Source organism: Rhodococcus sp. PvR044 (genome assembly GCF_040548995.1).
Classification (GTDB): Bacteria; Actinomycetota; Actinomycetes; order Mycobacteriales; family Mycobacteriaceae; genus Rhodococcus_G; species Rhodococcus_G oryzae.
Map to the genome: position 1 here is coordinate 85,028 of NZ_JBEPSX010000011.1, position 17,799 is coordinate 102,826.

Genomic DNA, 17,799 nt, shown 5'->3' on the forward strand with positions numbered 1-17,799 from the left:
GGACGGGTGAGCACAGACGATCCCGTACTTTCCGCCAAGGGCCGCGGCCTTCCCCGCATGAGTGCCGGTGTGACCGAGCGCAGCGCCCACGAGCCCGATCAGGGCGGCCATTTCGGTGTCTTCGGCGGACGGTACGTCCCCGAGGCACTGATGGCGGTGATCGAGGAGGTCACCGCCGAGTACGACAAGGCCCGCGGGGACGACTCGTTCCTGAACGAGCTGGATCGGCTGCAGCGTGACTACACCGGCCGTCCGTCGCCGGTGTACGAGGCCACTCGGCTCAGCGAGCACGCGGGCGGCGCCCGGCTGCTGCTCAAGCGGGAAGACCTGAACCACACCGGTTCTCACAAGATCAACAACGTTCTCGGGCAGGCGCTGCTGGCCAAGCGGATGGGCAAGACGCGCGTCATCGCCGAGACCGGCGCCGGCCAGCACGGCGTCGCCACCGCCACCGCCTGCGCGCTGCTCGGCCTCGACTGCGTGGTGTACATGGGTGAGGTCGACACCAAGCGTCAGGCGCTCAACGTCGCTCGGATGCGTCTGCTCGGCGCCGAGGTGATCCCGGCGATGACCGGCTCGCGCACCCTCAAGGACGCCATCAACGAGGCGTTGCGTGACTGGGTCACCAACGCGCACAACACCTATTACTGCTTCGGCACGGCCGCCGGGCCGCATCCCTTCCCGGTCATGGTCCGCGACTTCCAGCGCATCATCGGTCTCGAGGCGCGGGCGCAGGTGCTGGCGCACACCGGTCGGCTGCCTGACGCGGTCGCAGCCTGCGTCGGCGGTGGATCCAACGCCATCGGCATCTTCCACGCGTTCATCGACGACCCGTCGGTTCGGCTCGTCGGCCTCGAGGCCGCGGGCGACGGCGTCGAGACCGGCAGGCATGCCGCGACCATCACCGGTGGCTCCCCGGGTGCACTGCACGGGGCCTACTCGTACCTGCTGCAGGACGAGGACGGTCAGACCATCGACTCGCACTCGATCTCCGCCGGGCTCGACTATCCGGGCGTTGGACCCGAGCATTCGTTCCTCAACGACATCGGCCGGGCCGAGTACCGCCCGATCACCGACACCGAGGCGATGGACGCGTTCGCGTTGCTCAGCCGCACCGAGGGCATCATCCCCGCCATCGAGTCGGCGCACGCCGTGGCAGGCGCCCTCAAGCTCGGCAAGGAGCTCGGCGAGGGCGCGATCGTTTTGGTCAACATCTCCGGCCGCGGCGACAAGGACGTCGACACCGCCGCGAAGTGGTTCGGCCTGATGCCGGACAGCGACACCGACCACTCCAACGAGGAAGGCCAGGCGAAGTGACCGCACCGCAGCCGCACGCCGCAGCACCGTCCCGCCTGGGTGAGCTCTTCGCGCAGTGTCGAGCGGAGAAGAGGGCCGCGCTGGTCGGGTACCTGCCCGCCGGCTACCCCGACCTGCCCGGCTCGATCGAGGCGTTCGAGACGCTGGTCTCCTCCGGCTGCGACCTGATCGAGGTCGGCATCCCGTACAGCGACCCGGTGATGGACGGACCCACGATCCAGGCGGCCGCGGACGCGGCCCTGGTCGCCGGGTTCCGGGTCCGGGACGTGTTCACCGTCGTCGAGGCGATCAGCAAGGCCGGTGGCAAGGCGGTCGTGATGACCTACTGGAACCTGGTCCTCAAGTACGGCGTCGACGAGTTCGCCCGGGACCTCGCCGCCGCGGGCGGCCTGGGGATCATCACCCCCGACCTCATCCCGGACGAGGCCGCCGACTGGCTGGCCGCCTCCGAAAAGTACGGACTGGACCGGACCTTCCTGGTCGCGCCCTCCTCGACCAACGAGCGCCTCGCCAAGACCGTCGACCTGTGCCGCGGCTTCGTCTACGCGACCTCGACGATGGGCGTCACCGGCGCCCGCGACGCGGTGTCCAACATGGCGCCGGAGCTGGTGGCGCGGGTGCGTGAGCACTCCGACATCCCGGTCGGCGTCGGGCTCGGCGTGCGCTCCGGCGCGCAGGCCGCCGAGATCGCCGCCTACGCGGACGCGGTCATCGTCGGCTCGGCGCTGGTGACGGCTGTGGCCGAGGGCCAGGAGGCGTTGCGCGCGATCACCACCGAACTCGCCGCGGGAGTCCGCTCGGCTACCGTGGCGTCGTGACTTCGACTGCCGACATCCTTGCCTATATCCCGAGCCCGCCCCAGGGCGTGTGGTCGATCGGCCCGATTCCGCTGCGCGCCTACGCGCTGTTCATCATCCTCGGCATCGTCGTCGCGGCGGTGTGGGGCGACCGGCGCTGGGTCGCCCGCGGTGGCGAGAAGGGCACGGTCCTCGACATCGCGATCTGGGCCGTCCCGTTCGGGTTGATCGGTGGCCGGCTGTACCACGTGGCCACCGACTGGAGCACCTACTTCGGTGAGGGCGGCAACCCGGTCGATGCGCTGAAGATCTGGCAGGGCGGCCTCGGCATCTGGGGTGCCGTGCTGTTCGGTGGTATCGGGGCCTGGATCGGCTGCCGACAGCGTGGGGTTCCGCTGCCCGCCCTCGGTGACGCCGTCGCGCCGGGAATCCTGCTCGCGCAGGCGATCGGACGGATCGGCAACTACTTCAACCAGGAGCTGTACGGGCGCGAGACGACCGTGCCCTGGGGCCTGGAGATCTTCGAGCGGGTCAACGCGGACGGCCGGCTGGATCAGCTGGCCGGCACCTCCACCGGGGTGGTGGAGAAGGTCGTGCACCCCACCTTCCTGTACGAGCTCGTCTGGAACCTGCTGATCGTCGTGCTGCTGGTCTGGGTGGACCGCCGCTACCGGATCGGCCACGGCCGGTTGTTCGCGCTCTACGTCGCCGGATACTGCATGGGCCGTCTCTTCGTCGAGCTCCTGCGCGACGACTACGCGACCCACATCGCCGGGATCCGAATCAACGTGTTCACGTCGATCATCGTGTTCATCGGAGCGGTGATCTACTTCCTCGCGGCGAAGAAGGGCCGGGAGGCCCCGGAGGAGCTCCAGCCGAAGCATCCTCGGGAGCCTGTGGCGACCGCAGTCGCGGCGACCGGTTCATCCGCGACCGGGGGGTCGGAAGGAGCACCCGACGCGGGCCCCGCGGGCCCCGCGGAATCCGGCGGTACCGAGGCGGGCAAGACCGACAGTTAGCTCATGAACAACCAGGGGGGAGATATCGACATGTCTGAGGTACCAGAGGGCGGATCGACACCGGGTCCCGTGTACGGACCCGAGGGCACCGGCCCGGGATGGCTCATGGACGCCGGCGCGACCGCGCCGCAGCAGGAGGCTTACGGGCAGCAGCCCACGCAGCCGCAGCCACAGGCTTATGGGCAGCAGCCCACGCAGGCACAACCGCAGGCCTACGGGCAGCCGCCCGTGCAGCCCTTCGGCCAGCCCTACGCGCAACAGCCCTATGGTCAGCAGCCCTTCGTGCAGCCGGCGTATTTCGGCGGCGCCCCGGAGGCGCCCTTCGGACGCGACCCGCTGACCGGCGAACCGCTGTCGGACAAGTCGAAGGCGACCGCGGGCCTGCTGCAGATCCTGCTGCCCTTCGTCGGGATCTGCGGTGTCGGCCGCCTCTACGTGGGCAGTACCGGCATCGGTCTGGCGCAGCTGCTGCTCTTCTGGTTGGGCGTCATCACGACGTTCCTGCTGATCGGTTTCGTCATATTCCCGGTCGTGTGGCTCTGGTCGTTCATCGACGGGATCATGATGTTCTCCGGCAACGTCAAGGACGGGCAGGGCAGGCCGCTCAGGGGCTGATCGGTCCTGGTTACGCCCCTATACTCGGGCGTTTCTGCTGCTAAACTGAGCACGCCCGAGTGTGACGCTCGGAGTTTTCTTTTCGGGCCAGAGTCGTCCCGGAACCCCGAACTGGTGTGATCTCCACCCGACCCGGTGGGACCCGCCAGCCGAGGCTCCGTGCGATGGCCCCGCGCGCCACACCCGGCAGCCTTCCCGGCCGATGTGGAGGTGCCCGTTGCTGTTCTCTCGCTCGCCCGCGCCGCAGGGTCTGTACGACCCGGCCCAGGAGGCCGATTCCTGCGGCGTCGCGATGGTGGCTGACATCCTCGGCAGGCGCTCACACTCGATCGTCGCGGACGGGCTCCTCGCCCTGGCGAATCTCGAACACCGCGGGGCCGCGGGCGCCGAGCCGAACAGCGGTGACGGCGCGGGCATCCTGCTGCAGCTGCCGACCGCCCTGCTGGCCGAGGTGGCCGGGTTCGAGCTGCCCGAGCCGAACCCCGACGGCGCGAACACATACGCCGCCGGGATCTGTTTCCTCCCGCGGGACCCGGATCGACGCGCCGCCGCCGTCGAGCGGATCAGTGCGATCGCCGAGGACGAGGGACTCGAGGTGCTCGGCTGGCGCGAGGTGCCCGTCGACCCCGACGGCGCCGACATCGGCCACTCCGCGCGCGACTGCATGCCGCACATGAGCCAGCTGTTCGTCGCGGCACCGGCGGGTCCGGACGGGCGGCCCGCGGACCTGGTACTGGACCGCCTGGTCTACGGGCTGCGCAAGCGCGCCGAGCAGGTGAGCCCCGAGGTCGAGGCGGATGGCACGGGGGTGTACTTCCCGTCGTTGTCGAGCCGGACGATCGTCTACAAGGGGATGCTGACCACCGCGCAGCTGCCCGCGTTCTTCCCCGACCTGCGCGATGACCGCTGCCACAGCGCGATCGCGATCGTGCACAGCAGGTTCTCCACCAACACCTTCCCGTCCTGGCCCCTCGCGCATCCGTTCCGATTCGTCGCGCACAACGGCGAGATCAACACCGTGCGCGGGAACCGCAACCGGATGCACGCCAGGGAGGCGCTGCTCGCCAGCGCGCTGATCCCCGGCGATCTCACACGGCTCTTTCCGATCTGCACACCCGAGGCCTCGGACTCCGCGTCCTTCGACGAGGTGCTCGAGCTGCTGCATCTCGGCGGACGCAGCGTGGCGCACGCGGTGATGATGATGGTCCCGGAGGCGTGGGAGAACGACGCCCAGATGAAGGCCGAGCGGCGCGACTTCTACCGCTTCCACGCCTCGCTGATGGAGCCGTGGGACGGCCCCGCCTGTGTGACCTTCACCGACGGCACCGAGGTCGGGGCGGTGCTCGACCGCAACGGCCTGCGTCCCGGCCGGTGGTGGCAGACGGCGGACGGGCGGGTGATCCTCGCCAGCGAGAGCGGCGTCCTCGACGTGCCGCCGTCCGAGGTGGTGGCCAAGGGCAGGCTCGAACCCGGCCAGATGTTCCTCGTCGACACCGCGGTCGGTCGGATCGTGCCGGACGCGGAGGCCAAGCTGCGGCTGGCCAGGGAGCGTCCGTACTCGGAGTGGCTGCACAGCGGGCTGCTCGAGCTCAGGGAGCTGCCCGAACGCGCGCACATGCAGCATCCGCACGAGTCGGTGGTGCTGCGGCAGGTTGTCTTCGGATACACGGAGGAGGACCTCCGGATCCTGCTCGCCCCCATGGCCTCCGCGCCGGGTGAGCCGCTGGGCTCGATGGGCACCGACACCCCGGTGGCGGTCATGTCGCAGCGTTCGCGGTTGCTCTACGACTACTTCATCGAACTGTTCGCACAGGTGACCAACCCGCCGCTGGACGCGATCCGGGAGGAGGTCGTCACGTCCCTCTCGCGGGTGATGGGACCGGAACAGAACCTGCTCGAACCGACCGCGGCCTCGTGCAGGCAGATCGTGCTGCCCTGGCCGGTCCTCGACAACGACGAGCTCGGCAAGATCATCCACATCAACGACGACGGCGACAACCAGGGCCTGGCCGCCACGGTGCTGCGTGCGCTCTACGACGTCGAGCGCGGCGGCACGGGCATGGCCGAGGCGATCGAGGAGTTGCGGTCGGCGGCGAGCGAGGCGATCGCGGCGGGGTACCGGACGCTGATCATCTCCGACCGCGACTCGGACCATGCCCGCGCGCCGATCCCGTCGCTGCTCGCGGTCTCCGCCGTGCACCACCACCTGGTGCGGACGAAGGAGCGCACCAAGGTGGCGCTGGTCGTCGAGACCGGCGACGCGCGCGAGGTGCACCACCTGGCGCTGCTGATCGGTTTCGGCGCCGCCGCGGTCAACCCGTACCTGGCGATGGAGTCCATCGAGGACCTGGTCAGTGAGGGCGAGCTGGTCGGCGTCGAGCCGCAGATCGCGGTCCGCAACTACCTGACCGGGCTGGGCAAGGGCGTGCTGAAGGTGATGTCTAAGATGGGCATCTCGACCGTCGGGTCCTACACGGCGGCACAGGTTTTCGAGGCCATCGGACTCGACCGCGAACTGGTCGACGAGTACTTCACAGGCACCGTCAGCAAACTCGGCGGCGTGGGCCTCGACGTGCTCGCCGAGGAGGTCCGGATCCGGCAGCGGATCGCGTACCCCGACAACCCGACCGATCGGGCGCACCGCCGCCTGGAGGTGGGCGGCGAATACCAGTTCCGGAGGGAGGGCGAGCTGCACCTGTTCACCCCCGAGACGGTGTTCCTGCTCCAGCACGCGACCCGATCGGGCCAGCACGAGGTGTTCGCCCGGTACAGCGAGGAGGTCAATCGGCTGGCCGCGGCCGGCGGCGCGCTGCGCGGGCTGTTCCGGTTCCGTGAGGGGCTGCGCGAGCCCGTACCGCTCGACGAGGTGGAGTCGGTGGAGTCCATCGTCACGCGCTTCAACACCGGCGCGATGAGCTACGGCTCGATCTCGGCCGAGGCGCACGAGACGATGGCGATCGCGATGAACAACCTGGGCGGGCGGTCGAATTCGGGGGAGGGCGGCGAGGACACCGATCGGCTCTACGATCCGCGCAGGCGCAGCGCGGTCAAGCAGGTCGCCAGCGGCCGGTTCGGCGTCACCAGCGACTACCTGGTGAACGGCACCGACATCCAGATCAAGATGGCGCAGGGCGCGAAGCCGGGGGAGGGCGGGCAGTTGCCCGCCTACAAGGTGTACCCGTGGGTGGCCAAGACCAGGCACTCGACGCCCGGCGTCGGACTGATCTCCCCGCCGCCGCACCACGACATCTATTCGATCGAGGATCTCGCCCAGCTGATCCACGATCTGAAGAACGCCAACGAGCAGGCCCGCGTGAACGTGAAGCTGGTCAGCTCGGTCGGCGTCGGCACGGTCGCGGCCGGGGTGTCGAAGGCACACGCCGACGTGGTGCTCATCTCCGGCCACGACGGCGGCACCGGGGCGTCCCCACTCACCTCCCTCAAGCACGCGGGCGCGCCATGGGAGATCGGGCTCGCCGACGCGCAGCAGACGTTGGTGCTCAACGGCCTTCGGGACCGGATCACCGTCCAGTGTGACGGTGGCATGCGTACCGCCCGCGATGTCATGGTGGCGGCACTGCTCGGCGCGGAGGAGTTCGGGTTCTCCACGGCGCCACTGATCGTGGCCGGCTGCATCATGATGCGGGTCTGCCACCTCGACACCTGTCCGGTCGGGGTGGCCACCCAGAACCCGGAGCTACGCAAGCGGTACAACGGCAAGCCGGAGTTCGTCGAGGAGTTCTTCCGGTTCATCGCCCAGGACGTCCGGGAGTACCTGGCGCAGCTCGGGTTCCGCAGTGTCGACGAGGCGGTGGGCCGAGCTGACGTGCTCGAGACCGCGGAGGGCATCGCGCACTGGAAGAGCCGTGGGCTCGACCTGTCGGCGATCTTCGAGATCCCGACCGACCGCGACGGCACACCGATGACCCAGCGCCGCAGGCAGCGCGATCAGGACCACGGGCTGGAGCTGGCGCTGGACCGCACCCTGATCCAGCTCGCCGAGGGCGCGCTGGAGGACGCGCACCCCGTCCGGCTGGAGCTGCCCGTACGCAACGTCAACCGCACGGTCGGCACCCTGCTGGGGTCGGAGGTGACCCGCCGCTACGGCGCGGAGGGTTTGCCGGACGACACCATCCGGTTGGAGCTGACCGGCTCGGCGGGCCAGTCGCTTGGCGCCTTCCTGCCGCCAGGGGTGACGATCGACATGATCGGCGACGCAAACGACTATGTCGGCAAGGGGCTCTCGGGTGGCCGGATCGTGGTGCGGCCGTCCCCGGACGCGACGTTCGTGGCGCAGGCCCAGGTGATCGCGGGAAACACGATCCTCTACGGCGCCACGTCCGGCGAGGTCTACCTGCGTGGACTGGTGGGTGAGCGGTTCTCGGTGCGCAACTCCGGCGCCACCGCGGTCGTCGAGGGGGTCGGGGATCACGCCTGCGAGTACATGACCGGCGGGCGCGTCGTGGTGCTCGGGCGCACCGGGCGCAACCTCGCGGCGGGCATGTCGGGCGGCATCGCGTACGTGCTGGATCTGGATCCGGAGATGGTGAACCCGGCGATGGTGACGCTGCAGCCGCTCGATGCAGACGACCTCGCGTGGCTGTCCGAGGCGGTCGCGCAGCACCGGCACTGGACCGGGTCGCCGTTGGCGGCCTCGGTGCTGGCGGACTGGCCGCGCCGAAGCGCGTTGTTCACCAAGGTGCTGCCGGTCGACTACCAGCGGGTGCTCGACGCGACCCGGCTCGCGCGCGCCGAGGGCCGGGACGTGGACACGGCGATCATGGAGGCGGCTCGTGGCTGATCCCCAGGGCTTCATGAAGGTGGTCAAGAAGGACGCGCCCAAGCGCCCGGTCACCGAGCGCATCGGCGACTGGGACGAGGTCTATGCGGAGCAGCCCGCCGCCGAGCGGGTCAGGGAGGTGGCCGAGCAGGCGACCCGGTGCATGGACTGCGGGGTTCCGTTCTGCCACTCCGGTTCCGCGGGATGCCCGCTGGGCAACCTGATCCCCGACTGGAACGACCTGGTACGCCGGGACCGGTGGGGTGCGGCCAGCGAACGGCTGCACGCCACGAACAACTTTCCGGAGTTCACGGGGCGGGTCTGTCCGGCGCCCTGCGAGGCGGCGTGTGTGCTGTCGATCGCCGAGAACGACACCGGCGGCTCGGTGACGATCAAGCGGATCGAGCAGGCCATCGCGGACGCGGCGTGGGAGGGCGGCATCGTCGTGCCCCAGCACCCGGTGATCAGCACGGGCAAGAAGGTCGCGGTGGTCGGCTCGGGACCCGGTGGCCTGGCCGCGGCGCAGCAGCTCACCCGGGCAGGGCACGACGTGACGGTGTTCGAGCGCGACGACCGCCTCGGCGGACTGCTGCGGTACGGCATCCCCGCGTTCAAGATGGACAAGTCGATTCTGGAGCGGCGCCTGTCCCAGATGCGATCGGAGGGAACCCATTTCGTCACCGACTGCGAGGTGGGCGTCGATCTGACCGTCGAACAACTGCGCGCCCGGTTCGACGCCGTGGTGCTGGCCGTCGGTGCGCTGCGGGCGCGGGACAACACGATCGTGGAGGGCCGCGAACTCAAGGGCATCCACCTGGCGATGGACCACCTGGTGCCGTCGAACCGGGAATGCGAGGGCGACGGCGCGAGCCCCGTCACCGCGAAGGGGAAGCACGTGGTGATCATCGGGGGCGGCGACACCGGGGCCGACTGTCTCGGGACCGCGCACCGTCAGGGCGCGGCGTCGGTGACGCAGCTCGACTACAACCCGGAGCTGCCAACCGAGCGCGACGACGAGCGTTCCCCGTGGCCGTCCTGGCCGATGGTGCTGCGCACCTCGCCGGCGCACGCCGAGGGCGGCGTCCGGCGCTACGAGGTGGCGGTGCAGCGCTTCCTCGGCGACGAGCAGGGCAACGTGCGGTCGATGGTGCTGGCGGAGGTGAAGGTCAGCCGGGACGAGGAGGGGCGCAGGCACGTCCGGCCCGTCGGCGAGGAGGTCGAACTGCCCTGTGAGATGGCGCTGTTCGCGATCGGATTCGAGGGCGTCGAGTACAGCCGGATGCTCGACGATCTCGGGCTGTCGCTGACCAGGCGCGGCGTGCTGTCGTGCGGCCCGGACTGGCAGACCACGGCGCCGGGCGTCTTCGTCTGCGGCGACGCGCACCGCGGGGCCTCGTTGGTGGTGTGGGCGATCGCCGAGGGCCGGTCAGCGGCGCGCGGTGTCGACGTGTACCTCACCGGGCACTCGGACCTGCCGTCGCCCGTGCACCCGACGGCGCTGCCGCTCGCCGTCGTGTGAATCGCAGGCAAACGCAAAGGGTCTAATTGTTTGTATGTATGCACAATTCACCGCCTGCGATGGAGATGAGTGAGGGCACCGACTAGGCTCGACGCGTGACCCGACGGACGAAAATTGTGTGCACGCTCGGCCCCGCAACCGCGACCGGGGATCGCATTCGTGAGCTCGTCGAGAGCGGCATGGACGTGGCCCGGTTGAACTTCAGTCACGGCGAACACGCCGACCACGAGGAGAACTATCGCCGGGTCCGCGAGGCCTCGGACGTGACCGGCAAGGCCGTCGGCATCCTCGCCGACCTCCAGGGCCCCAAGATCCGGCTCGGCCGCTTCGCCACCGGCAGCACCGTGTGGGAGAACGGCGAGGAGGTGCGGATCACCGTCGAGGACTGCGACGGCACCCACGACCGCGTCTCCACCACCTACCGCGAGCTGGCCAAGGACGCCAAGCCCGGCGATCGGCTGCTGGTCGACGACGGCAAGGTCGGACTGACGGTCACCGCCGTCGACGGCAACGACGTCGTCTGCGAGGTGACCGAGGGCGGTCCGGTCAGCAACAACAAGGGCGTCTCGCTGCCCGGCATGGATGTCTCGGTGCCTGCCATGTCCGAGAAGGACATCGAGGACCTCGAGTTCGCGCTGCGGCTCGGCGTGGACTTCATCGCACTGTCCTTCGTGCGGTCGCCCGCGGACATCGAGCTCGTGCACGCGGTCATGGACCGCCTCGATCGCCGCGTCCCGGTGATCGCGAAGCTGGAGAAGCCCGAGGCGATCGAGAACCTCGAGGCCGTGGTGCTGGCCTTCGACGCGGTGATGGTGGCCCGCGGCGACCTCGGCGTCGAGCTGCCCCTCGAGCAGGTGCCGCTGGTGCAGAAGCGCGCCATCCAGATCGCGCGGGAGAACGCCAAGCCCGTGATCGTCGCGACGCAGATGCTCGAGTCGATGATCGAGAACTCCCGGCCGACCCGCGCCGAGGCCTCGGACGTCGCGAACGCCGTCCTCGACGGCGCCGACGCGGTGATGCTGTCCGGCGAGACCTCGGTCGGCAAGTTCCCGATGGAGACCGTGCAGACGATGGCCCGGATCGTGGAAGCGGTCGAGGCCGAGTCCACCCGGGTGCCCCCGCTGACCCACGTCCCGCGGACCAAGCGCGGCGTGATCTCCTACGCGGCACGCGACATCGGCGAGCGCCTCGATGCCAAGGCGCTGGTCGCGTTCACCCAGTCAGGCGACACGGTCCGCAGGCTGGCCCGGCTGCACACGCACCTGCCGCTGCTCGCGTTCACCCCGTTGCCGGAGGTGCGCAGCCAGCTGACCCTGACCTGGGGCACCGAGACCTTCCTGGTGTCGCCGGTCTCGACGACGGACCAGATGATCGGGCAGGTCGACACCGCGCTACTGTCCCTCGGCCGGTACAACAAGGGCGACCTCGTCGTGATCGTGGCCGGTTCGCCCCCGGGCACCGTCGGCTCGACCAACCTGATTCACGTGCACCGCATCGGAGAAGAGGACCACTAGGTGACTGACCTGGGGGCACAGCCCCGCCCTGTTCGGGCGGGGGATCTCGACACCCTTCTCAGCGTGCTCGACCTCGAGCAGCTCGACGAGGACGTGTTCCTCGGGCAGCACCCGCCCCAGGCCCAGCTCGGCAGCCGGACGTTCGGCGGCCAGCTGGTGTCCCAGGCGATCATCGCGGCCGGGCGTACGGTCTCCGGTGACCGGCCGGTGCACGCAATCAACGCCCATTTCATCCGGGGCGGCGATGTGAAGCGGCCGATCGAGTACCGGGTGCAGCGCCACCGCGATGGCAGGGCCTTCGCGAACCGCCAGGTCGTCGCCTACCAGGACGATCAGGAGCTGTTCGTGATGCTCGTGGCCTTCCAGGACTGGGGCAAGGGTCTCGAGCACGCGGTCGAGGTCCCGGACGTGCCGTACCCGGACACCCTGCCGCCGCTCGGCGATCACTTCGTCGGGTACGAGGACCGGCTGCAGATGTTCGTCAACGCCCTCAAGCCGATCGACATGCGCTACGCGAACGACCCTAGCTGGATCCTCAAGGGCACAGGGGAGAAGCTCAACCACAACCGGGTCTGGATGAAGGCGGACGGCGAGCTGCCCGACGACCCGCTGCTGCACGTCGCGACGATGGGCTACTCGTCGGACACCACGGTGCTCGACTCGATCATCACCACCCACGGGCTGTCCTGGGGCCTGGACCGGATCGTCGCGGCCACCGTGAACCACTCGATCTGGTTCCACCGACCGTTCCGGTTCGACGAGTGGGTGCTGTACGCGACCGAGTCGCCTGTGGCGGCCGGCTCCCGCGGGTTGGCGACCGGCCGGTTCTTCTCGCTCGAGGGGCAGCTGCTCGCGACCGTTGTGCAGGAGGGCCTGATCCGGCACTTCCCGAGCCGGAAGTAGTCGCGCGTCCCCTCGCTACTGCGGGCGAAACTCGTTGACGCCGTGCAGGAACGGCACGACGGTGCCGTTGGTCGCGCTGCGCGGGTGTCATCGGGGTTAGACTTCGCCATCTCTACGGCGCGGGCGTCTGGTCGCTCGGGCCGTGAACGCGCGAATGGGGTGGCGTATGTCGGAAGACGGCGGGCTCGACTGGGACCACGAGGTCGTCACCAGCCTGATATGGACATTCCGGGCATTTGCCATTGCGGCGGTGTGCTTCGTCCTGATCGCCTACGTGCTCTTCCGGACCACCAGGTGGGGCAGGCAGTTCTGGCGGATCAGCGGCGACTACTTCAAGGGCCGCGAGAGCGCGCCGGTGTACGCACTGCTGGCAGTGGTGCTGTTCATGACGGTCTTCGCGGTCCGCATGACGGTGCTGTTCTCATACCAGGGCAACGAGATGTACACCGCTCTGCAGATGGCCGCGCAGTCCTTCGCTCAGGGCGATGTCGGGGCCTTGGACGCGGCGAAGGCGACGTTCTGGCGGAGCCTGTGGATCTTCGGGGTGCTGGCCACCATCCACGTTGCCCGTTCACTGCTGATCTACTACATCGGCCAGGCCTTCGACATCCGCTGGCGGGTGTGGTTGACCGAGCACGTGACCACCGACTGGCTGGAAGGGCGCGCGTTCTATCGCGACCGGTTCGTCGACGAGACCATCGACAACCCCGATCAGCGGATCCAGGCCGACATCACCGATTTCGTCACCATCTCGCGCTCGCTGTCCATGGGCGCGGTCGGCGCGATCGTCTCCCTGGTGTCGTTCACGACCATCCTCTGGGACCTGTCCGGGCCGATGACGGTGTTCGGCACCGAGATCCCCCGCGCCATGGTCTTTCTCGTGTTCGGGTACGTGCTGCTCTCGACCATCGTCGCGTTCTGGATCGGCCGGCCGCTGATCCAGCTGAACTTCTGGAACGAGCGGCTCACCGCGAACTTCCGCTACGCGCTGGTCCGGGTCCGCGACAGCGCCGAGAACGTCGCCTTCTACCGAGGTGAGGGCGTCGAGCGGCACGGGCTGCTCTTCCGCTTCGCCGCCGTCATCCGCAACTACTGGCGAATCGTCTTCCGTACCTTGAAGTTCAACGGCTGGAACCTGGTGGTCAACCAGATCGCCGAGGTGTTCGCGTTCATCATCCAGGCGCCGCGGTTCTTCAACGGAACGATCACGCTCGGCGACATGACGCAGTCCGCGACCGCCTTCAGGCAGGTGCACGACTCGCTCTCGTTCTTCCGCGAGTCCTATGACGTCTTCGCCGGGTACCGGGCCAGCCTGATCCGTCTCAACGGTCTGATGGACGCCAACTCGGACTCGCGGGAACTGCCCGCGATCGCGGTCTCGGAGCTCGAGGGCGCGCTCCGGGTCGAGCGGGTGCAGGTGCGCAGGCCGGACGGGTTCTCGCTGATCGCGGACCTGGACCTGTCGATGGAGCCGGGCGACACCCTCGTGGTCAAGGGGCGCTCGGGCAGTGGCAAGACCACCCTGCTGCGCAGCCTCGCCGAGATGTGGCCCTTCACCGAGGGGCAGGTCAGGCGGCCCGCCGGAACCAAGACGCTGTTCCTGTCCCAGATGCCGTACCTGCCGCTCGGTGACCTACGGACCGCAGCCGCCTATCCGGGCACGCCGGACGAACTCGACGACGAGTCGATCCGGGAGGCCCTGCGGAAGGTGCAGCTCGCGAACCTGGTCGATCGGCTCGACGAGCAGGCGGACTGGGCGAAGATCCTCTCGCCGGGAGAGCAGCAGCGGATCGCGTTCGCCCGCATCCTGCTGATCCGGCCGGAGCTGGTGTTCCTGGACGAGGCCACCTCCGCGGTCGACGAGGGACTCGAGTATTCGCTGTACAGCCTGATCCGCACGGAGGTGCCCGACACCATCCTGGTGAGCGTCAGCCACCGCAGCACTGTCGACCAGCACCACGCGCAGCAGCTACAGCTCGCGGGCGACGGACCCTGGGACCTGTCCCCGGTGCCGGTGCGGGTGTAGGACGGGCGGTCAAGCCGGGCGCCAGCCGTTCGGCATGTGCTCGTCGGCGAACGCCAGCTTGATCCGGATCAGTTCCGATCGGTTGGGCTTGCCTGACTTCATCAGCAGCCCCTCCTGCTGGGCCTGTGCGTCGTACTCTTCGATCCGCACGGCGTCCATCTTCACCCCGACAAGGGGCCGGACCGGGCCCGGCCTAGGCATGACCGACCGCCCTCCGGCGTCCCCGAATCGACCACGTTCCCCGCATGATGCCGCCCCTCCCCAAGGATCTTTGTGGCCGTGCCACATTCGCCGGTCAATGTATCCAAACCGGACAAACCTATCGGTTGGTTTGATGGTAAATCTTGGGCCGGTCTCGCCAGGACACCGGGGCGTTTCAGGGTCGCGGAACGGTGTCGTTTCGGGCCACGTGCAGGTAACGATTGCGCGGAGGAGGCGACTCGGGTGCAGTCGAGGGGAATAGCGTGGTGCCACTGTGACTCATGTCACGACGGAGGTCGATGGCGATGCGCGGATCTACGAGGGGTGTCCGAGACGGAGCGCGGACCGCGGTGCTGCTGCTGATCGCGGCACTGGTGCTACCGCTCGGACTGGCGCTCGGCGCCGCCGCGCCCGCCTCGGCCAATCCGTACGACCGGTTCCACGAGGACTGGGTGCCTGCGCCGGGAGGGGTCGGGCATATCAAGGTCCGGATGTGGCTGGCGAACAACGGCAGCAACAAGGCCGTCTACCTTCTCGACGGGATCCGGGCGACCAACGACGTGAGCGGCTGGGAACACGAGACCAACGCCGCCTGGCTGTCGGATCACGGCGTCAACGTGATCGAACCGGTCGGCGGCGAGTCCAGCTTCTACGCGGATTGGTACGCCCCGAACAACTTCACCAACCAGCCGTACAAGTACATGTGGGAGTCGTTCCTCACCCAGAACCTGCCCGACCACCTGGCGGCCAGGTACGGCATCAGCCGGACCAGCAACGCCGTCGTCGGGTTGTCGATGGGCGGCAATGCGGCCCTGATCCTGGCGGCCCACCACCGCAACCAGTTCACCTTCGCCGGCGCGATGTCGGGCTACCTCAACCTGTCGGCACCCGGGATGCGGGAGGCGATCCGCATCGCGATGCTCGACGCGGGCCTGTACAACTCGGACTGCATGTGGGGCCCGCCCTGGGACCCGGCCTGGTTGCGGCACGACCCGTTCGTCCAGGCCGAGGGCCTGCGCGGGCTACCGATGTGGATCTCGGCCGCCAGCGGTCTGCCGGGCGTGCACAACCGTCCGGTCTATCCGATCGACTACGTCAACACCGCGACGGGGATGGGACTCGAGGCGCTCTCGCTGGCCCAGACCAGGGCATTCCAGGTGCGGTTGATGACCATGGGCATCGATTCCGCCCACTTCGACTTCCCGGCGACGGGAACCCACGCGTGGCCGTACTGGCAGGACCAGCTGTGGGCGATGCTGCCGATGCTCAAGGGCTCTATCGGGGCCTGACCCGGCGAACCGGAGTCAGGCCGCCTCGGCGGCGGCCGCTATGTCCCGCAGATCCTGCGTCATCATCTTCGCGGTGGCCTTCGCGCCGAGCCCGCCGAAGGACTTCATCAGCAGCTTCGCCAGGAAGGTGGATTTCCCGGGGTCGGCGTTGAAGGTCATCGAGAGGTCGGTGCCGTCGCCGCTCGGGGCGAGGGCGAAGGAGGTCGTGTAGTCGGCGCCGCGGGAGTTCGCCTTCACCACGGTCCGGCGCTCCGGGTCCACCTCGGCGACCCACATCTCCTCGGTGGCTTCCTTGCCCAGCATCTTGCGGGTCTCACGCCAGCGGGTGCCGACGGCGTAGCCCTCGCCGGCGACCCGCTCCGTGCTGATCACCCCGGTGAGCGTCGTCGCGGCCGCGTCGAGGTCGGTGAGCACCGCCCAGACCTTCGCCGGCGTCGCCGCCACGTGCCGGGTGAGCTGAATCTCGGTGTTCGACAAGGTCGGTGCCCTTCGTTCGGGAGATATCCAGCTCGGCTAGAACGGAACCAGGGGGCGCTCGGTGCCCGTACGCTGCCGGGTGTTCACCCTCCGTTCATCGTAAAGGCAGCACCAAGTGAATCCTTCTCGACAGGCAGGCATCGCCGCCCTCGCCGCCACCGCCGCGGTCCTGCTGGTCAGTGCCGTGCCCGCCCAGGCGGATCCGGCGGCCGCATCCGGATCGCCGTACTCGGCGACCACCGCGGTCGGCGTGCACAACGCCTACGAGCAGCAGACGTACGAGCACCTCGCGGACGCGTTGGACTCGGGAGCGGGCCTGATCGAACTCGATGTCTGGACCAACAGCTTCGACGTGGTCGCCAAGGGTGGCGGCATGAGTGATTGGCGGGTCGCGCACGAGAATCCGCTGGCGAACGTCAACAACTGCGCGAACGCGGCCGCGCCGGAGCAGTTGCGGGGCCTGTCCCGGGATCAGGATCTCGCCGGGTGCCTCGCCGATCTCCGGGTCTGGCACGACGCGAACCCCGGTCATCGGCCGGTGATGATCAAGATCGAGATGAAGGACGGCTTCAACGCCCCCGGTGGGCTCGGCCCGCGCGAGTTCGACGCCCTCCTGGACGAGCGGCTCGGCTCCGCGCTGTTCCGGCCGTCCGACCTGACCGGCGGCGCGTCCGTCACCCTCGACGAGGCCGTGCGCGCCGACGGCTGGCCAGGGCGGGGCGAGCTGGCGGGCAAGTTCATCGTCGAGCTGATCCCGGGAACAGTGGAGGAGAAGAATCCGGCCGATCCGCTGTGGACGGACGTCGAATACGCCACCCACCTCCGGGATCTGGCCGCGGCGGGCGCGCTGGACGAGGCCGTCGCCTTCCCTGCCGTGCATCGCGCGGAGGCGGGCGACCCCCGCCAGACCCGGTATCCGGACGCCACGGTCCGGCCGTGGTTCGTGATCTTCGACGGGGACGCCGCCGCGTTCGTGAACGGTGGCATCGACACCGCCTGGTATCGCGATCGCGGCTACCTGCTGGTGATGACCGACGCGCACCAGGTCGCCCCCGCGATCGACGGCACCAGCCCGTCGGAGGAGGCGGCGCGGGCCCGCGTCGACGAACTCGCGGCAGGCAACGCGAGCGTGGTGACCGCGGACTGGCACCCGCTGCCCGGGGTGCTCTCGCGGGTCGTGCCGAGGGGCTGAGACGGCCCGGGCGGGCAGGCGAGTCCGGTAACCTCTGGCGCTCAGGGGAATCGGCGGCGCTGAGGAGGGGGCGGGCCATGCCGGAAAGCCTGGAACTACGGGTGCTCGGGCCCGTCGCCGCGCTCCGCGACGGACGCCCGATGACCTCGC

Annotated in this window: 13 protein-coding genes; 11 read left to right on the forward strand and 2 right to left on the reverse strand. The window is 69.1% G+C overall.

Going from position 1 to position 17,799, the window contains the following annotated elements:
- Positions 1–57 precede the first annotated feature (57 nt).
- From trpB to ABIC28_RS22345, 9 genes are all read left to right on the forward strand, one after another.
- Entirely contained in the window at positions 58–1,317 is a 1,260-nt protein-coding gene (trpB, locus tag ABIC28_RS22305; RefSeq protein WP_097213197.1) for a tryptophan synthase subunit beta, read from the forward strand.
- On the forward strand, positions 1,314–2,135 hold the full coding sequence (gene trpA, locus ABIC28_RS22310; RefSeq protein WP_097213198.1) for a tryptophan synthase subunit alpha: 822 nt from the start codon (positions 1,314–1,316) through the stop codon (positions 2,133–2,135). The genes trpB and trpA overlap by 4 nt, the downstream gene beginning before the upstream one ends.
- A complete protein-coding gene (gene lgt / locus ABIC28_RS22315; RefSeq protein ID WP_209926560.1) occupies positions 2,132–3,133 on the forward strand; it encodes a prolipoprotein diacylglyceryl transferase in 1,002 nt (333 codons plus the stop codon). Before trpA ends, lgt begins: the two co-directional genes overlap by 4 nt.
- A 30-nt stretch (positions 3,134–3,163) precedes the next feature.
- Positions 3,164–3,748 carry a TM2 domain-containing protein gene (locus tag ABIC28_RS22320; protein WP_257017639.1) on the forward strand — a complete coding sequence of 195 codons (585 nt, stop codon included), beginning with the start codon at positions 3,164–3,166 and terminating at the stop codon, positions 3,746–3,748.
- Between the two features lie 217 nt (positions 3,749–3,965).
- The gene (gltB, locus tag ABIC28_RS22325; RefSeq protein ID WP_354580933.1) at positions 3,966–8,549 is read left to right on the forward strand and encodes a glutamate synthase large subunit; all 4,584 of its coding nucleotides are present in this window, start codon (positions 3,966–3,968) and stop codon (positions 8,547–8,549) included.
- On the forward strand, positions 8,542–10,047 hold the full coding sequence (locus ABIC28_RS22330; RefSeq protein ID WP_354580935.1) for a glutamate synthase subunit beta: 1,506 nt from the start codon (positions 8,542–8,544) through the stop codon (positions 10,045–10,047). Before gltB ends, ABIC28_RS22330 begins: the two co-directional genes overlap by 8 nt.
- 95 nt (positions 10,048–10,142) lie before the next feature.
- Positions 10,143–11,561: a pyruvate kinase gene (gene pyk / locus ABIC28_RS22335; protein WP_077041837.1), complete on the forward strand. Its 1,419-nt coding sequence runs from the start codon at positions 10,143–10,145 to the stop codon at positions 11,559–11,561.
- Positions 11,562–12,464 (forward strand): acyl-CoA thioesterase, encoded by a 903-nt coding sequence (locus ABIC28_RS22340; RefSeq protein WP_097213202.1) that lies wholly within the window; start codon positions 11,562–11,564, stop codon positions 12,462–12,464. It begins immediately after the preceding gene.
- A gap of 166 nt (positions 12,465–12,630) precedes the next feature.
- The gene (locus ABIC28_RS22345; RefSeq protein WP_280923540.1) at positions 12,631–14,490 is read left to right on the forward strand and encodes an ABC transporter ATP-binding protein/permease; all 1,860 of its coding nucleotides are present in this window, start codon (positions 12,631–12,633) and stop codon (positions 14,488–14,490) included.
- Between the two features lie 9 nt (positions 14,491–14,499).
- Here the strand turns inward: ABIC28_RS22345 and ABIC28_RS22350 are convergent, their stop codons facing one another.
- Complete coding sequence (locus ABIC28_RS22350) at positions 14,500–14,691, reverse strand: hypothetical protein (RefSeq protein WP_143548497.1); 192 nt, start codon at positions 14,689–14,691, stop codon at positions 14,500–14,502.
- 305 nt (positions 14,692–14,996) lie between these two features.
- Between ABIC28_RS22350 and ABIC28_RS22355 the strand changes: the two genes are divergently transcribed.
- Positions 14,997–15,980: an alpha/beta hydrolase gene (locus tag ABIC28_RS22355; protein WP_354580939.1), complete on the forward strand. Its 984-nt coding sequence runs from the start codon at positions 14,997–14,999 to the stop codon at positions 15,978–15,980.
- Positions 15,981–15,995: 15 nt separating this feature from the next.
- Here the strand turns inward: ABIC28_RS22355 and ABIC28_RS22360 are convergent, their stop codons facing one another.
- Complete coding sequence (locus ABIC28_RS22360) at positions 15,996–16,457, reverse strand: SRPBCC family protein (RefSeq protein WP_097213205.1); 462 nt, start codon at positions 16,455–16,457, stop codon at positions 15,996–15,998.
- 115 nt (positions 16,458–16,572) lie between these two features.
- Here ABIC28_RS22360 and ABIC28_RS22365 point away from each other — a divergent pair, with 115 nt between their 5' ends.
- Positions 16,573–17,649 (forward strand): phosphatidylinositol-specific phospholipase C domain-containing protein, encoded by a 1,077-nt coding sequence (locus ABIC28_RS22365; protein ID WP_354580941.1) that lies wholly within the window; start codon positions 16,573–16,575, stop codon positions 17,647–17,649.
- Positions 17,650–17,799 lie beyond the last annotated feature (150 nt).

Excerpts from the sequence above, each read along its gene's own strand:
- trpB (WP_097213197.1), top strand. The coding sequence starts at position 58 with ATGAGTGCCGGTGTGACCGAGCGCAGCGCCCACGAGCCCGATCAGGGC.
- ABIC28_RS22350 (WP_143548497.1), bottom strand. The coding sequence starts at position 14,691 with ATGCCTAGGCCGGGCCCGGTCCGGCCCCTTGTCGGGGTGAAGATGGAC.
- ABIC28_RS22320 (WP_257017639.1), top strand. The coding sequence starts at position 3,164 with ATGTCTGAGGTACCAGAGGGCGGATCGACACCGGGTCCCGTGTACGGA.
- ABIC28_RS22345 (WP_280923540.1), top strand. The coding sequence starts at position 12,631 with ATGTCGGAAGACGGCGGGCTCGACTGGGACCACGAGGTCGTCACCAGC.
- ABIC28_RS22355 (WP_354580939.1), top strand. The coding sequence starts at position 14,997 with ATGCGCGGATCTACGAGGGGTGTCCGAGACGGAGCGCGGACCGCGGTG.